Annotated in this window: 19 protein-coding genes; 6 read left to right on the top strand and 13 right to left on the bottom strand. The window is 64.6% G+C overall.

Annotation, left to right across the window (positions count from 1 at the left end; translation table 11 throughout):
• Positions 1 to 2: 2 nt before the first annotated feature.
• From VME63_RS04300 to VME63_RS04275, 7 genes are all read right to left on the bottom strand, one after another.
• Positions 3 to 341, bottom strand: coding sequence for a hypothetical protein (locus tag VME63_RS04300; protein WP_325430608.1), 339 nt, complete (start codon positions 339 to 341; stop codon positions 3 to 5).
• Between the two features lie 151 nt (positions 342 to 492).
• Positions 493 to 729: a hypothetical protein gene (locus VME63_RS18430; RefSeq protein ID WP_414648206.1), complete on the bottom strand. Its 237-nt coding sequence runs from the start codon at positions 727 to 729 to the stop codon at positions 493 to 495.
• 179 nt (positions 730 to 908) lie between these two features.
• Complete coding sequence (locus VME63_RS04295) at positions 909 to 1,352, bottom strand: PA2169 family four-helix-bundle protein (protein WP_325430606.1); 444 nt, start codon at positions 1,350 to 1,352, stop codon at positions 909 to 911.
• Positions 1,353 to 1,460: 108 nt separating this feature from the next.
• Positions 1,461 to 2,213 (bottom strand): DUF2884 family protein, encoded by a 753-nt coding sequence (locus tag VME63_RS04290; protein WP_325430604.1) that lies wholly within the window; start codon positions 2,211 to 2,213, stop codon positions 1,461 to 1,463.
• Positions 2,214 to 2,285: 72 nt separating this feature from the next.
• Entirely contained in the window at positions 2,286 to 2,819 is a 534-nt protein-coding gene (locus tag VME63_RS04285; protein WP_325430602.1) for a hypothetical protein, read from the bottom strand.
• Positions 2,819 to 3,367, bottom strand: a complete 549-nt coding sequence (locus VME63_RS04280) for a peroxiredoxin (protein WP_325430600.1) — start codon at positions 3,365 to 3,367, stop codon at positions 2,819 to 2,821. The genes VME63_RS04285 and VME63_RS04280 overlap by 1 nt, the downstream gene beginning before the upstream one ends.
• Positions 3,368 to 3,468: 101 nt before the next feature.
• Positions 3,469 to 3,936, bottom strand: a complete 468-nt coding sequence (locus tag VME63_RS04275) for a hypothetical protein (RefSeq protein WP_325430598.1) — start codon at positions 3,934 to 3,936, stop codon at positions 3,469 to 3,471.
• A 215-nt stretch (positions 3,937 to 4,151) separates the two neighbouring features.
• Between VME63_RS04275 and VME63_RS04270 the strand changes: the two genes are divergently transcribed.
• Both VME63_RS04270 and VME63_RS04265 read left to right on the top strand, forming a co-directional pair.
• Positions 4,152 to 4,568, top strand: coding sequence for a universal stress protein (locus VME63_RS04270; protein WP_325430596.1), 417 nt, complete (start codon positions 4,152 to 4,154; stop codon positions 4,566 to 4,568).
• Positions 4,569 to 4,680: 112 nt separating this feature from the next.
• Positions 4,681 to 5,502, top strand: a complete 822-nt coding sequence (locus VME63_RS04265; protein WP_325430594.1) for a ferritin-like domain-containing protein — start codon at positions 4,681 to 4,683, stop codon at positions 5,500 to 5,502.
• 24 nt (positions 5,503 to 5,526) lie between these two features.
• On the opposite strand, the gene VME63_RS04260 is transcribed toward VME63_RS04265, so the two are convergent.
• The 5 genes from VME63_RS04260 to VME63_RS04240 all read right to left on the bottom strand — a co-directional run bounded on the left by VME63_RS04260 (position 5,527) and on the right by VME63_RS04240 (position 8,619).
• Positions 5,527 to 6,030, bottom strand: coding sequence for a DUF6491 family protein (locus VME63_RS04260; protein WP_325430592.1), 504 nt, complete (start codon positions 6,028 to 6,030; stop codon positions 5,527 to 5,529).
• A gap of 91 nt (positions 6,031 to 6,121) precedes the next feature.
• On the bottom strand, positions 6,122 to 6,397 hold the full coding sequence (locus tag VME63_RS04255) for a hypothetical protein (protein WP_325430590.1): 276 nt from the start codon (positions 6,395 to 6,397) through the stop codon (positions 6,122 to 6,124).
• Positions 6,398 to 6,400: 3 nt separating this feature from the next.
• Positions 6,401 to 6,874 carry a DUF6491 family protein gene (locus VME63_RS04250; protein WP_325430588.1) on the bottom strand — a complete coding sequence of 158 codons (474 nt, stop codon included), beginning with the start codon at positions 6,872 to 6,874 and terminating at the stop codon, positions 6,401 to 6,403.
• A gap of 60 nt (positions 6,875 to 6,934) precedes the next feature.
• Complete coding sequence (locus tag VME63_RS04245) at positions 6,935 to 7,669, bottom strand: hypothetical protein (RefSeq protein WP_325430586.1); 735 nt, start codon at positions 7,667 to 7,669, stop codon at positions 6,935 to 6,937.
• Positions 7,670 to 7,746: 77 nt separating this feature from the next.
• Positions 7,747 to 8,619 carry a LytTR family DNA-binding domain-containing protein gene (locus VME63_RS04240; protein WP_325430584.1) on the bottom strand — a complete coding sequence of 291 codons (873 nt, stop codon included), beginning with the start codon at positions 8,617 to 8,619 and terminating at the stop codon, positions 7,747 to 7,749.
• A 102-nt stretch (positions 8,620 to 8,721) separates the two neighbouring features.
• Here VME63_RS04240 and VME63_RS04235 point away from each other — a divergent pair, with 102 nt between their 5' ends.
• The 4 genes from VME63_RS04235 to VME63_RS04220 all read left to right on the top strand — a co-directional run bounded on the left by VME63_RS04235 (position 8,722) and on the right by VME63_RS04220 (position 11,735).
• Positions 8,722 to 9,993 carry an MFS transporter gene (locus VME63_RS04235; protein ID WP_325430582.1) on the top strand — a complete coding sequence of 424 codons (1,272 nt, stop codon included), beginning with the start codon at positions 8,722 to 8,724 and terminating at the stop codon, positions 9,991 to 9,993.
• Positions 9,994 to 10,056: 63 nt separating this feature from the next.
• Positions 10,057 to 10,668 carry a hypothetical protein gene (locus VME63_RS04230; protein WP_325430580.1) on the top strand — a complete coding sequence of 204 codons (612 nt, stop codon included), beginning with the start codon at positions 10,057 to 10,059 and terminating at the stop codon, positions 10,666 to 10,668.
• The gene (locus tag VME63_RS04225; RefSeq protein ID WP_325430578.1) at positions 10,665 to 11,339 is read left to right on the top strand and encodes a glutathione S-transferase; all 675 of its coding nucleotides are present in this window, start codon (positions 10,665 to 10,667) and stop codon (positions 11,337 to 11,339) included. The genes VME63_RS04230 and VME63_RS04225 overlap by 4 nt, the downstream gene beginning before the upstream one ends.
• Positions 11,340 to 11,417: 78 nt before the next feature.
• The gene (locus VME63_RS04220; RefSeq protein ID WP_325430576.1) at positions 11,418 to 11,735 is read left to right on the top strand and encodes a hypothetical protein; all 318 of its coding nucleotides are present in this window, start codon (positions 11,418 to 11,420) and stop codon (positions 11,733 to 11,735) included.
• Between the two features lie 68 nt (positions 11,736 to 11,803).
• Here VME63_RS04220 and aceE read toward each other — a convergent pair whose 3' ends face one another.
• The gene (aceE, locus tag VME63_RS04215; RefSeq protein WP_325430574.1) at positions 11,804 to 14,497 is read right to left on the bottom strand and encodes a pyruvate dehydrogenase (acetyl-transferring), homodimeric type; all 2,694 of its coding nucleotides are present in this window, start codon (positions 14,495 to 14,497) and stop codon (positions 11,804 to 11,806) included.
• Positions 14,498 to 14,600 lie beyond the last annotated feature (103 nt).

Here is a 14,600-nt window from a genome sequence, read left to right as displayed (position 1 = left end):
GCTTAGCGCGCGCGGTCCTCAATGTGCGCAACCTTGCCGTCCACGATGGTGATGGTGGTGGCGTGGCCATCGCGCCAGTATTGCCACTTCTCGCCCTTGTCCTTGGTACGGCTCCTGGACGACTTGCCCTTGGATGACGGGCTGTTGCGGGCGGTCGAACTTTTCGACGAGGCCTTGCCTGCATTGCCATGCTTTCCATGTCCCGAAGGATGGCCCAGCAACGCCTTCACCCGCGCGGCGCTGTCGCCGACCACCAGTACCTGACTGCCCACGCGCAGGCTTTCCAGCGCATGCGCGGGATACACGCAAACCAACAAAGCCCAAACCAGATATCGACGCATGACATGCTCCGTGTCGCCATGGGGCCACGTTCCATGGCCGGGAAAAATGGATGATTTAAAGATAGGCCACGGCATGCGCCTGATCGGGCTGTACGATCCGGGTTGCCCGATCGGACACGGAAACCGTGCTGGGCCGGATACGCCGCTTCATTCAGCGTGGCGATGCGTACAACGGCCCATGCGCGTGATCGCGGCCTGATGCTTGGGAGCATAACGGGGGATTACCCCATAGCGCTTGCGTTATTCCGGCGGCAAACAACGCCAACGGCGTGACGCAGCGGTCCTGCATGCCTGTATTTTCAGTATGTTCCAGCGGCATGTAGGCGAACACGCGCCGGATCACGGGACGTTGGCGGTCATCATCTTCATCGATCCCCCACACGGTCAGTCGCTCGGCGCGTAGCCCTTGTTGCCGGGCGCATGGTGGCGATCATGGGAGTGCCCGCAAAGCATGGGCGGATGATGCGTCGAAAGATGGGATCGCTTTTTCCAGCGCCTGTCGCGATGGGCCGGGACCAACCCGCATGTCAGCAGCGCCCGCGCTTGGGGCGTTGGCGCTGCCGCGGCTTACCGGCCCGCCGCTTTGGCAAGGCTGTGCATATCCAGGTGGATGGACTGCAGGCGCGGAAGCTGGCGGTGCAGCGTGGCGGCCATGTCGCCGGCGGAAAGGCGGGCAATGACCCGCTCGAACGCGCGCAGCAGGCTCTGTTCATCTCGCGCCAGCAAGCGTATCCACGCATCGTCGCTGCGCGGCATGCCACGCACCAGCCATGTATCCAGGCGCTGGCGCGCGGCACCGAACATGCCGCCGCGCGTGACCGGCACACCGTCGTGGTGGCGCATCTGGGTCTGCAGCTCGGCGATCACCGCTTCCAGCGATTGCGCTTCTTCACTCAATACCGTGCGCAGGCCCGGCTCACTCACCTGCTCGGCGGCATGGCTGTACAGCGCGCGCAGCTCGATGCTGCGGCGGATGAGGCCGTTGCACAGATGTCGGGTTTCCAGCGGCACGGGGTCGCCTCCTGCCTGATCGCTCACCTTTGGCAAACATGTTGCAAGACGCGGACTTACCAGAGGATTAATCCGCCGCGCGCACCTTCGCCCCGCTCAGCCTGGGTTTCACTGGCCTATCTGCACCAGATTCAGCGGACGGCCATTGCTGGCGCGAAGGCCGGCCTGCAACTGGGAAAGTCGATCGATGTCCGGGCAAAGGGCCTGGATCTGCGGGCGCAGTACCTGCAGGCGCCGCTCAAGGCGGGGCTGGAAACTGCCCGCCAGATTGCCGGCACGGTCGCGCAGCGTAGCGGCCTGCTGTAAATCGCCGCTCAGGGCGGCATTGACTGCCTGTTGTCCGAGCGCTGCAACCAAGAGCGGCGCGATGTCGCTGATGACCTCGTTGGCATAGCGGTCGGCGGCGTCGCCGTGCCAGTCGTGCGTGCTCTGGCTGGCGGCGATGCGCTGGCGCAGTTGCGCCGAATGGACGGCCAGACGGCGATTCAATTGCGCCTGCGTGTCGGCATCCAGATTCAGGCTCATCGATTCGTCGCGCACCAGTTGCAAGGTGATGTCCACGCCCTGCTGCGCGATGGCCTTGACGCGCGGCATCAGCGCGCGCAGATCGCGCTGGAACAGGTCCAGGCGGTCCTGTTCTTCATAGTTCAGCGGCACGCTTTGGCCGTCCGTCAGCAGCGTGTCGGCGCCCAGCACCACGCGCGTGGGCGCGGGGGCGTCACGGTCGAACACCAGCCGGCCAGGCTGTACGGTCAGGTCATAGCTGCTGGTGGCGTGGCAGACCTTGGCCAGGTCCTGCGCATGCAAGCTGCCTGCGGCCAGAACAAAAACAAGTATGGCGAGCGATCGTGTCATGCGCATGGGTGGGCTTGGGCGGCGGGCCAGGGAGTTTGGCCGACAGCGATAAAGCCCACCGTGGGAACTGCCGCTGAATCAGCGCCGGCGCGCCTTGAATTGCAGCCGCACCGCCGGCTGGCCCAGTTGCCAGGACAGCCATAGCAGCACCGGGGCCGCGATCAGCCGCAGCCCGAGGCCCGCGATCACCACGTGCCGCAGATCGATCAGCTGCGTGGCCGCCTGCCCGCTGGCGGCCGAGGCCGCAGCCAGGCCATTGAGCATGGTCCATTGCTGCCACGCGCCGAACGCGGCCAGCGCACAGAGCAGCAGAGCGATCAAGCGCAGCACCGGTCGCGCCCAGGACTGCCGCAAAATGCAACCGGCGCAAACCACGATCAGCGCAAACCATCCAACCAGAAAGCCCACATCCCACGCCAGCATGCCCTGCATGGCCGAGACGGCCGATGCATCGCCCGGCGGCAGGTTGCGCAGCACGCCCCACACTTGCTGTGCGTGCGTGAGGTTCTCTATCCCGCCGCCTGCCGCCAGCAACAGCAGCACCCACACCAGCATGCGCCACCAGGCGAACCTGGAGCGTCGCACGCCCAGGTCGGAACGCGATATCAGCATCAATGGAACGCCTTCTTCAAAGTGATGAGGTCGCTCAGTACCTCGGCGGAATTTTTTTCCGGATCCACCTCGCGATAGATCTTGGCGATCTTGCCGCTGGGATCGATCAGGAAGGTGGTGCGCCTGGCGAAGTGAAAACCCACCGCGGACGTCAGCACACCGTAGCTGATCGCCACTTGGCGGTTGGCATCGGAGAGCAGCGGAAACGGCACATGATACTTGGCCGCGAATTCCTCATGGGATTTGACGTCATCCAGGCTCACGCCCACCACATCCGCGCCGGCCTGGCGCAGCTTGGCGAGGTTATCGCGAAACGCACACACTTCCGTGGTGCAGCCGGGGGTGAAGTCTTTCGGATAGAAGTACAGCACCAGCCAGCGGCCGTGGTAATCGGACGGCGCGCGCCAATGGCCGTTCTGGTCCTGCAAGCGGAAGGCCGGAGCGGCCTGGCCCACCTGCGGATTGCCCACTTTGATCCCCGAGAACGCCGGCGGGGCCAGCAAGCCCAGCAGGCAGATCATCGCCAGCATGACCCAAACGCGACGCATGGACAGACCCCCGCAAAGAAACGCTGCCGGGCGAGTATACGCTGTGCTTAAACGACGAAAGGCGCCACCAGGCGCCTTTCGCTTGCCGCAAAAAAATGTGCTTAGTGGCCGGCCGGCGTGATGGAGAACTTGTCCACCGCCACGCCCAGGTTGATGCCTTCGCCGCTGCCGCTCAGGGCGATCGACGTGGTGCCCTTGGTCAGCACCTGCGCCGTACCGCTCTTGACCACGCCAGCCGACGCACCGGCCTGGGCGTAATCGCCGAACACATCGTGGATGCCACGCACATGGCTGATCTCGCCGGTACCGTTGTCGATACGGAACTTGCCGGCGGTGAGGCCGCCGCCGACCATGGAAATTTTCACGGCCGACACCTGGCCGTTGTCGCAGGTAACGCGACCGCTGCCTTCGGCGTGCTGGTACAACGCCGACCAGCCGGCCAGGTTGAATTTCAGATGGCACTTGATATTGGCCACCGCGGCCGCGTGGGCCGGGTTGGCGGGCAGGCCGGCCAAGCCGGCGGCACCAAGAATCAGGGCGGCGGTCAAACCAAGAGTACGCTTGCTCATGGAAGTCTCCTTACGTTGCGTTGACGCTCGTCGAGCCGAGTGGAGAGTGTCCAACCTTAAAACTGAACGAAACAGCAAGAAACTGTCGTCTTGTTCAGAAATGACAAGGTTTGGTGAAGACGCCGTCTATTGTTTCCCCAGGCTTGATGCTTAACTAACGACGCGCCGCGCACACTGATCCAAGGCGCGCAACACGCTTGGCCAAGGAGGAAAACATGCTCAAGTATTCGCTGGTCGGCTATGACAGCTCGGAGTCCTCCCAGCGTGCTTTTCGTTTCGCCATGGACCTGGCCCGCTGCGGCGGCGGCCGGGTACGCGTGGTTTCGGTACTGCAGGTGGCCCAGGGCGGCGCCGACGCCTGCAGCCTGATGATGACCGATTCGGCCACCTTGCGAACCCAGGAACTGGAGCAGGAGCTGCGTGCCATCGCCCCGGATTCGGACCGCTTCGTGGACCTGGAAATCACCCACGGCAGCCCGGGCGACGTGCTGCTCAACCAGGTCAGGCAGCACCCCATCGATCACATCGTGATCGGCCATACCGGACGGGGCGCCCTGGGACGCTGGCTGCTCGGCTCGGTCTCCGACGACGTGCTGGCCGGCTCGCATGTGCCGGTGACCGTGGTGCGCTGATGCCTGGACCCGGGCGGGTCGGTTAGCATTAATCCGCGGCAGCGTTCACCCTTTATGCTGTTGTCCCCGATCTGTCATGGGCCGGGTGGCCTTTTTGCACAGGAAATTCCGCGTGGACTACAGCCCCGTCCTGCCATGGACCCTGGAAAGCCTCAACTTTGCCGACATCGATGTCGCGCGCGTGCGGCATAACGAGAACCTTTTCCTTCTGCTTTGCAGCGCCTCGTTCGTGGAAAGCGGCTCCGATCTCTACACGCACAACCTGATCGAGCATTTCGACGGCGACCTGGAACTACAGGCCTGGCTGCGCGAACACTGGGAGCACGAAGAACTGCAGCACGGCCGGGCGCTGGCTGCGTACGTGCGCCACGTGTGGCCGGAGTTCGACTGGGACAGCGGCTTCAAGGCGTTCTGGGACGACTATGGCGCGCTGTGCACCAATGAACAGCTCGAACCCTCGCGCGGCCTGGAACTGGCCGCGCGCTGCGTGGTGGAAACCGGCACCGCCAGCCTTTACCGCGCCCTGAACGACATCGTGGACGAGCCCGTGCTCAAGCAGCTGACCAGTCACATCAAGAGCGACGAAGTACGCCACTACAAGCACTTCTACCAGGCCTTCACGCGTTACCGCGAACAGGAACGGCTGGGTCGCTACAAGGTGTTCCGCGCGATCCTGCGCCGGGTCAACGAGATCCGCAACGAGGACAGCGACATCGCGCTGCGCCACGTCTTCAACCAGTGCTACCCCCATTACAAGGACGACAAAGCGCAGTTTCTGAAAGTGGCAGGCCCCGCCCAGGCATTGCTGCGCCGGCACATCCCTGCGGAAATGACGGTGAAGATGCTGCTCAAGCCGCTGGATCTGCCGCCCCGGCTGCAGCAGACGCTGGAAAAGCCGCTCGCCCGCATCAGCGAGAAACTGTTCCTGCAATAAACCCGCCCCTGAGGGAGCAGCCGGTCACGGCCGTCCGGACTGACCCGGTTGGCCCGATTGACCGGCTTGGCCCGGCGGCGTGGCGGCATCGTTCCTGGACTGCACATCGACCTCGCGCGGCGACTGCTGCGCCAGCTTCAGGCGGGTCAGGTCAAGCGGCCGGATCTGGGTGATCGGACACGGCGGATACGGGCCGCCAGCCAATACCTTGTCGAAGTTGGCCTGCACCTCATGGAAGCTGGCGGTGAGGCCGATGACCTGCGTCCACGGCAGGTTCGGGCAACCCCATACGTCCAGCAGATACGCCTTGTTCGGCGTGGTGTAGACCACCAGCTGCCGGTCGCCGAGAGGCTCCCACGACCACATCCGGCCGAGGTAGACGAAGCTGCGCACGGGCGCGCCCGCCGCCGCGGCGTAGGCGTTCTGGCGTTGCTGCTGCGCTTGCGATACCGGCACGCTGGAACAGGCCGCAAGCATGGCTGCGAGCAGAGCGACGGCTATGGCGGCTATGGCGCGCGACTTGGACATGGCACAACTCCCAAAGCATCCTTCGCGTATCAACGCGCCAGCTTGGCGAGAGTGCACAGCGTCCGGCCACGTGCGTGCCGGCGCGAAGGCGTCATGGTCCGGCCGGGTATTCCGTTTCGCGCACGCGGTCGCGTTGCTGCCCGGCATCGGGTTCGGGCCAGTGATACCAGTCCTTGTGCAGCGCGAACTGCTTGCACGACAGGCACGCGGTGATTTCCCAGCGGCAACCGCAGCCCGGACAGACGCCGCCGGTCCAGAACGTGTTCCACTTCGTGCCGCAACCGCCCATGTGATGGGAGCAAAGCCAGCGGCTGCTGCCAAGCGGACGCCAGGCGCAATGCGGACAGTAGATCTCCGGTTCGCGCATCGATCAGCCGTTGCCGGGCGCTGGCGTACTGCTGCCGTTGCGTTGCAGGCTGTCGATGTGGCGCTGCTCTTCGGCGGCCTTGTCCAGCTTAAGCTGCGCCAGATCGACGGGGCGGATCTGCTTGATCATGCAAGGCACGTAGCCGCGCCCCTGCAGCACCTTGTCGAAACCGGTCTGCACCTGGTCGGCGAAACTGGTCAGGCCGATGCTGTTGGTGAAGGTGAGGTTGTTGCACGGCCACACGTCCAGCAAATAGGCACGCGTGGGCAAGGTGTAGACCACCAGCTGCGTATCGCTGAGCGGCTCCCACGAATAAATTTGCGCACCAAGGATGAGGCGAAAACTTCGTACCGGCGCGCCGGCGGCTGCGTTGTAGGCCTGCTGGCGCTGCTGCAGGCGCTGCGCGTAGGGAACGCTGGCGCATCCGGCGAGCAACGCGCCGGCCACTACCATCATCAACACTCGCTTGTTCAACATGGCACTTTCTCCATCACGGACAGGCGATCAAACGCACGCGTGCACGGCCCGTGCACAGCGTTATTTCTTGCCCAGGCTCACCCACTTGCCCGGATCGTAGCCGCCGGTTTCAAACACCAGCGTCTGCTTGCCGCCATCCTGCATTTCCACGTTCATGGTGATGCGCTTGGTTTTCTGCATCGCCTCGATGAACGGCTTGTCGTCGCGGATGAAGATCGCCGGCTCGCCGGTGGTGGGCAGAAACGCGCGCAACGGATGCGACTTGCCGTCGAACTGCGCCTGGATCGTGCAATTGCCCTTGCACACAAAACCATGGCCGGTACCGAACAGGAACACGCTCTGACCCCATTTGGTATGCCGGCGCAGCACCAGGCGCACGGCCCGATCGCCCGAGGGCGAGGTGCTGTAGAGGCTGGCGGTCGATTGCGTGCCGCCTTCCATCGGGCCGACCTGGTAGGTCCATAGCGCCGCCAGGCGGCGCGTCTCGCTGGTCTGCTTCCAGCGTTGCTCGACGGCCGGCAGGGTTTGTTGCACTTCCTTGGCAGCATCGCTGGTGGGGAATCGCTGCACGATTTCCTGACCGAGGTCCGCTGCCATCTCATCGTTCTTCATCTGCAGCATCTTGCGATAGCTCTGCAGCTCGGTGTTGGCTTCGTCGGCCTCCACCTGGGCCTGCGCCTTGGCTGCATTGGCCTGCGACGGGGCGCTGGACTGCTGTTGCGAACAGGCGGCAAGCGCGAACAGCCCGCAGACGGCAAGCAGGAGAACGGAACGACGAAGCAGCAGACGGGTCATTGGCAGCACACCGGACAGGGACAGGTCGCTAGCTTGGAACGAGTGCCACTTGGGCGCAACCGCCGCGCACCGCCCGCCTAGGCCACCGTGGCCTGGCCGAAACGCTCGCGCAGCATGGCGCGATAACGGCGGCTGCACGGAATCTTCATCCCGTCGCGCATCAGCAGGCGCGCGTCGCCCGTATCCAGCGGCTCGATCTCGCTGAGGAATTCCAGGTTGATCACGTAGCTGCGATGCACGCGCACGAAATGCTGCGCATTGAGCCGCGCCTCGATGCCCGCCATGGTGGCGCGCAAGGGATAATCGCGCCCGCGCACATGCAGGTTCACGTAGTTGCCCGAAGCCTGTAGCCATTCGATCTCGCGCGCGGCGAGCAAAAATTCCCTGCCGAGCTTGCGCACCAGAAAGCGCTCCGGCTGCTCGACCGGTTCCACCGGCGGCCCCACGTCGGGCTCTTCCAGCAAGCGCGCTTCGCCCTGCAGGCGCACGACCCACAAGCGGTACAGGCCGATCGTGACCAATATCCAGAAGTAGGACCGCACGTCCTTGAGGTATTCGTAGACGAAATTCGCACCCACCGCGCCGAAGTCGTAATGCATGCCGGCCAGCACATAGGCCAGCTTGCGCAGCGCCACCATGCCCGACACATGGATGACGCTGAACACCAGGCTGCAGGCCAGGTGCAACGGCAGGTTGCGTCGCAAGGTATCGATCCGGATCGGCCAGCGCCGCAAGGCGGCCACTACCGCGGGTATCAGCGCCAGCATCGCGGCGGAACTGCTTGCCTCCCACACCCATGGCTGCCACGCGGAAACGCGCGGATGGTCCAGCCCTGAAATCACCCCGTTGAACAGGGTATTGACGAAGAAAAACACCGGCCAGAAAGCGATCTCGAACGATCGCCGCCAGCGCTGAAAACGCTCGAAGGTAAAGCCGTGCCCTTTGCTCATGCGACCGATTCTACATAGCCCTGCCCGGCCCATGGCCCGTGCCTGCAGCCTTGCGCAAGCCAGGACGGCATCGATAATGCCCGCTCAGGACAAGGACCGCTGATGCCCATTTCTTCCAAGCCCGCGCCTGCCGATTCGCTGTTTCAGCATCGGGCTTATATCGCCTTCTGGTGTGCGCGCACGGCGTCGAGCTTCGGCTTCCAGATGCTGTCGGTGGCGGTGGGCTGGCAGATCTACGCGATGACCGGGCGCGCCTTCGACCTGGGGCTGATCGGCCTGGTGCAATTCTTCCCGTCGGTTCTGTTGGCGTTGCCTGCGGGCCATATCGCCGACCAGTTCGACCGGCGCCGGGTGGTGCTGATCGGGCAGATCGTGGAGTGGATCGCGATCGTGTCCCTGGCCACGCTCACCCTGCTGCACGCGATCGACGAGGTAGGCATCCTGGCGCTGATTTTCACCATCAGCGTGGCCAAGGCGTTCGAATCGCCCTCGATGCAATCGATGGTTCCCGCGCTGGTGCCGCCTTCGCTGCTGCCGCGCGCGATGGCGGTGAATGGCTCGGCCATGCAGGCGGCGATGATCATGGGTCCGGCCCTGGGCGGCCTGCTCTACGTGGCGGGGCCGGGCGTGGTGTACGCGGTGTCGGCGGTGCTGTACCTGATCGCCGCCGCCATGGTGGCGCAGCTGCGCTATGAACAGGCGCCGCCGAGGCGCGAGCCGGCCACGGTCAAGACGCTGTTTGCGGGCGTGCACTTCATCCGCGAACGCAAGGATATTCTGGGCGTCATTTCGCTGGACCTGTTCGCGGTATTGCTGGGCGGCGCCACCGCGCTGCTGCCGATCTTCGCCAAGGACATCCTGCATACCGGGCCGTGGGGCCTGGGTCTGCTGCGCGCAGCACCGGCGGTCGGTGCCTTGCTGATGTCGTTCTGGCTGGCGCGCCACAGCATGGAGCGGCGCGTGGGCAAGATCATGTTCGCCTCGGTCGCCGGCTTCGGCGTGGCGACGCTGGTGTTTGCACTGTCCAAGATCCTGTGGCTGTCGCTGATCGCGCTGTTCGCACTCGGCGCGTTCGACATGGTGAGCATGGTGATCCGCGGTTCGCTGGTACAGCTGGATACACCCGATGCCATGCGCGGCCGGGTCAGCGCGGTCAATTCCATTTTCATCAACACGTCCAACCAGCTTGGCGAATTCGAGTCGGGCATGCTGGCCGCGTGGTTGGGCGCGGTTGGCTCGGCGGTGGTCGGCGGTATCGGCACGCTGGTGGTGGTGGGTCTGTGGATGCTGATGTTTCCGGGCTTGCGCCGCCGGCAGCGTTTGCATCTGGAACCGGTTGCGGAAGAAAAGGACGCCTCGGCGCAAACGCTTTAGCGCGCGCGTGGGCGGCAGGTCGAACACCCTTTACCGGGTCGGCATTTTCATAGAGGAACGTCCATGAACAGCCCAAGCATGACGCCCGTGCGTTCCACCTTCGTCACCGTGCTCGCATGGATCTTTATCGGCCTGACCGGATTGGCCTCGCTCATCAGCCTGCTGCAGAACCTGATGCTGCAGATGGTTTTCGTGCCGCTGATGGCGCAGCAACATACCCATCTGTCGCAGGGCATGCCGCCCGGCATGCCGGTGCAGATGGGCTGGATGTTCGATCACCTGATCTGGTTCTTCCGGCTGTTCCTGCTGATGTCACTGTCGGTGCTGATCGCCTCGATCGGTTTGCTGTTGCGCAAGGAATGGGCGCGCAAGCTGTTTATCGGGCTGATGGGCTTTGGCATGGTTTACCAGGTCGCGGGCCTGTTTTTTCAGTGGTGGTATTTCAACGCCGTGTTCGATCACTTTCCGATGCCGCCCCATCCGAAGCCGGACGCGCAGCAAGTGATGCAGGTCATGCAGGGCTTTATCAACGCGATGCGCATTTTCAGCGCGCTGATGGCCATCGGCATCGCCGGCCTGTTCGGCTGGATCATCAAGAAACTGGCCAGCGCGCCGATTCGCCGGGAATTCAGGCCGGTGCCGGTGCCTGCGACCATTGCCGGGAACGGACCATGATCACTGTCCATCACCTCAACCATTCGCGCTCGCAACGCGTGCTATGGCTGCTGGAAGAACTCGGCCTGCCCTATGAGATCAAGCGCTACGAGCGCGATCGGAAAACCATGCTCGCGCCGCCGGAACTGCGCGCAGTCCACCCGCTGGGCAAGTCGCCCGTGATCACCGATGGCGAGCTGACCCTGGCCGAATCCGGCGCGATCATCCAATACCTGGGCGATCGCTATGGCGCCGGGCGCCTGATCGAAGCACCCGGCACGCCCACACGGCTGCGCATCAACTACTGGCTGCACTACGCCGAGGGTTCGGCGATGCCGCTGTTGCTGTTGAAGCTGGTGTTCCGCCGCGTCCAAACCGCGCCGGCGCCGTTCTTCGTGCGGCCGGTGGCCAAGGGCATCGCGGGCAAGGTACAGCACGATTTCGTCGATCCGCAGATCGCGCTGCACCTTGCCTACATGGAAGGCGAACTGGCCAGGGCGGAGTGGTTCGGCGGCGCTCCATTCAGCGTCGCCGACATCGCCATGAGCTTCCCGCTGGAAGTCGCGGCGGCCCGCGGCGGCCTGGACGAGCGCTACCCGCACCTGCAGGCGTTTTTGCAGAAAATCCACGCGCGACCGGCGTACCGGCGCGCGATCGAGCGCGGCGGCGACTACAACCTGCTGGGCGGCTGAACAAAGTCGCAGCGGTTAACGTCTCGCTCACGTAAGCGCTGGCAACGTGACAGGTCTGGACAGCGGCGGAGCATTCCCATGAGCAGGCAAGCCGATATCGAACGTCGCCTGGACGACCTTAGCAGTCGCGTCAGGCATTACACCGATGGCGTCACCGACACGGCCGAGGGCTGGGTCAGCCGCGGGCGCCGCGCCGTGGGCAAGCTCAACCGCACCGACACCACCCGGCGCATCGCCCAGGCCGCCGAGGATTTCGCCGACGAAGCCAACTATCAGTACCGCCGCCTGCGCCGGCATGTGAACCGCCACCCGGTGGCCACGGCGGCGATCGTCGCCGGCACCATCGGCGCCTTCCTGCTGCTGCGCCGCGCGTTTCGCGGCAACGACGAGGATTGATCGAAGCGCTTTCCCGAGACTTGCCCCTGGATAAAAAACCCGCCTTTCGGCGGGTTTTTTTGTGCTCGTCACACGTTCTGCGGATTGGGTTTGTCCGGATCGAGCTTGTACTCGCGGATGGCGCGCGCCACGTCCTTGGCGTTGACCTTGCCGTCCTTCGCCAGCGCGGCGAGCGCGGCGTGCGCGATCCAGTAGCGGTCCACCTCGAAGAAGCCGCGCAGGTGCTCGCGCGTATCGGAGCGGCCGAAGCCATCGGTGCCGAGCACGGTGTAGCGCATGCCGTCGGGCATGAAGGCGCGGATCTGGTCGGCGTATTCGCGCACGTAGTCGGTGGCGGCAATCGCGGGGCCCTGATGGCCTTGCAGCAGGCCGGTGACGAAAGGCACGCGCTGCTCGGCTTCCGGATGCAGGCGGTTCCAGCGCTCGGCATCGAAACCGTCGCGGCGCAGCTCGCTGAAGCTGGGCACGGACCAGATGTCGGCGGTGACGCCGAAATCCTTTTCCAGCAGTTCGGCCGCAGCGATCACTTCGCGCAGGATGGTGCCCGAGCCGAGCAGTTGCACGCGCGGCTCGTTCTTCTTCGCCTTGCCGCCATCCTTGAACAGGTACATGCCCTTGACGATGCCTTCCTCGGTGCCGGCTGGCAGGTCCGGATGGCTGTAGTTCTCGTTCATGACCGTGAGGTAGTAGTACACGTCCTCCTGGTCTTCGATCATGCGGCGCGTGCCGTCCTGCAGGATCACGGCCACTTCGTAGGAGAAGGTCGGATCGTAGGCGCGCACGTTCGGAATGGCGCCGGCCAGCAGGTGCGAATGGCCGTCTTCATGCTGCAGGCCTTCGCCGTTGAGCGTGGTACGGCCGGCGGTGCCGCCGATCAGGAAGCCGCGCGAACGCATGTCGCCGGCCGCCCAGGCCAGGTCGCCGATGCGCTGGAAGCCGAACATCGAGTAGTAAATGAAGAACGGCAGCATCGGCTGGTTGCTGATGCTGTAGCTGGTCGCCGCGGCCATCCAGGCGGCCATGCCGCCGGCTTCGGAAATGCCTTCCTGCAGCACCTGGCCCTTCTGGTCTTCACGGTAGTAGAGCAGTTGGTCGGCGTCCTGCGGACGGTATTTCTGACCGAACGGCGCGTAGATGCCGATCTGGCGGAACATGCCTTCCATGCCGAAGGTACGCGCTTCGTCGGCAACGATGGGCACGACGCGCGGGCCGATCCCCTTGTCGCGCAGCAGCAGGTTCATGCCGCGCACCAGCGCCATGGTGGTGGAGATTTCGCGATCGCCCGTGCCCTTGGTGATCTGCTCGAACGCGGACAATTCCGGCGCCTTGAGCTTGACGTCGCTGTGGCGGCGGCGCTGCGGCAGCGAACCGCCCAGTGCCTTGCGGCGCTCCAGCATGTACTGCACTTCCGGGGAATCCTTGCCGGGGTGGTAGTAAGGCACGTCCTTGAGCTTGTCGTCCGGCACCGGGATGTTGAAGCGGTCGCGGAAGTGGCGCACGGCTTCGTCGTCCAGCTTTTTCTGCTGGTGGGTGGGGTTCTGCGATTCGCCGGCCGCGCCCATGCCATAGCCCTTCACCGTCTTGGCGAGGATTACGGTGGGCATGCCTTTGGTGTTCACCGCCGCGTGATACGCCGCGTAGACCTTGTGCGGATCGTGGCCACCGCGGTTGAGGCGCCAGATGTCGTCGTCGCTCAAGTTGGCGACCATCTCGCGCGTCTGCGGATATTTGCCGAAGAAGTGCTCGCGCGTGTAGGCGCCGCCGAATGCCTTGCAGGCCTGGTATTCGCCGTCGATGGTTTCCATCATCAGCTTGCGCAGCACGCCGTCCTTGTCGCGCGCCAGGAGCGGATCCCAGTAGCTGCCCCAGACCACCTTCAACGCATTCCAGCCGGCACCGCGGAAGACGCCTTCCAGTTCCTGGATGATCTTGCCGTTGCCGCGCACCGGACCGTCGAGGCGCTGCAGGTTGCAGTTGATGACGAAGACGAGGTTGTCCAGGCCTTCGCGGCCGGCCAGCGCGATGGCGCCGAGCGATTCGGGTTCGTCCGTTTCACCGTCGCCGAGGAAGCACCAGATCTTGCGGTCGGTCTTGGGCATCAGGCCGCGGTGTTCCAGGTACTTCCAGAACTGCGCCTGGTAGATCGCCTGGATCGGCCCCAGGCCCATCGACACCGTGGGCACCTGCCAGTAGTCGGGCATCAGCCAGGGATGCGGATAGGAGGACAGGCCGCGGCCGTGGCCGGCCACTTCCATGCGGAACAGGTCCAGCTGCTCTTCGCTGATGCGGCCTTCCAGGAACGAGCGCGCGTAGACGCCGGGGCTGGAGTGGCCCTGGTGGAAAACCAGGTCGCCGGGATGATCGGCGCTCGGTGCGCGCCAGAAATGATTGAAGCCCACGTCGTAGAGCGTCGCCGACGAAGCGAAGCTGGCGATGTGGCCGCCAAGCTCGCCGGGCTTGCGGTTGGCGCGCACCACCATGGCCATGGAGTTCCAGCGGATCAGCGTGCGGATGCGCCATTCCATCGCACCGTCGCCGGGCATCTTCGCTTCCAGGTGCGGCGGGATGGTGTTGACGTATTCGGTGGTGGGATCGAACGGCAGGTAGCCGCCCGACCGGCGCGCGGAATCGACCAGCTTTTCCAGCAGGAAGTGCGCGCGCCCGGTGCCTTCGCGATTGATGACCGCGCCGAGCGACTCGACCCATTCCTGGGTTTCGGTGGGGTCGGGATCCTGGTGGAGGATATCGTCGATCTGATCCATGGAACGTCTCCGCGGCGCCGGGCGCCGCCTTGCGGTGGATGCGCGTCGCTGGGGAGGCGACGAAACCATTGCATCGCTTGCGCGGCTGAGGCCGGCACGGAAG

Source organism: Dyella sp., from assembly GCF_035503745.1.
Taxonomy (GTDB): Bacteria; Pseudomonadota; Gammaproteobacteria; order Xanthomonadales; family Rhodanobacteraceae; genus Dyella_B.
Note: the sequence above shows the minus strand (reverse complement) of the source record. Positions and strands in the feature narration are given on the sequence as shown.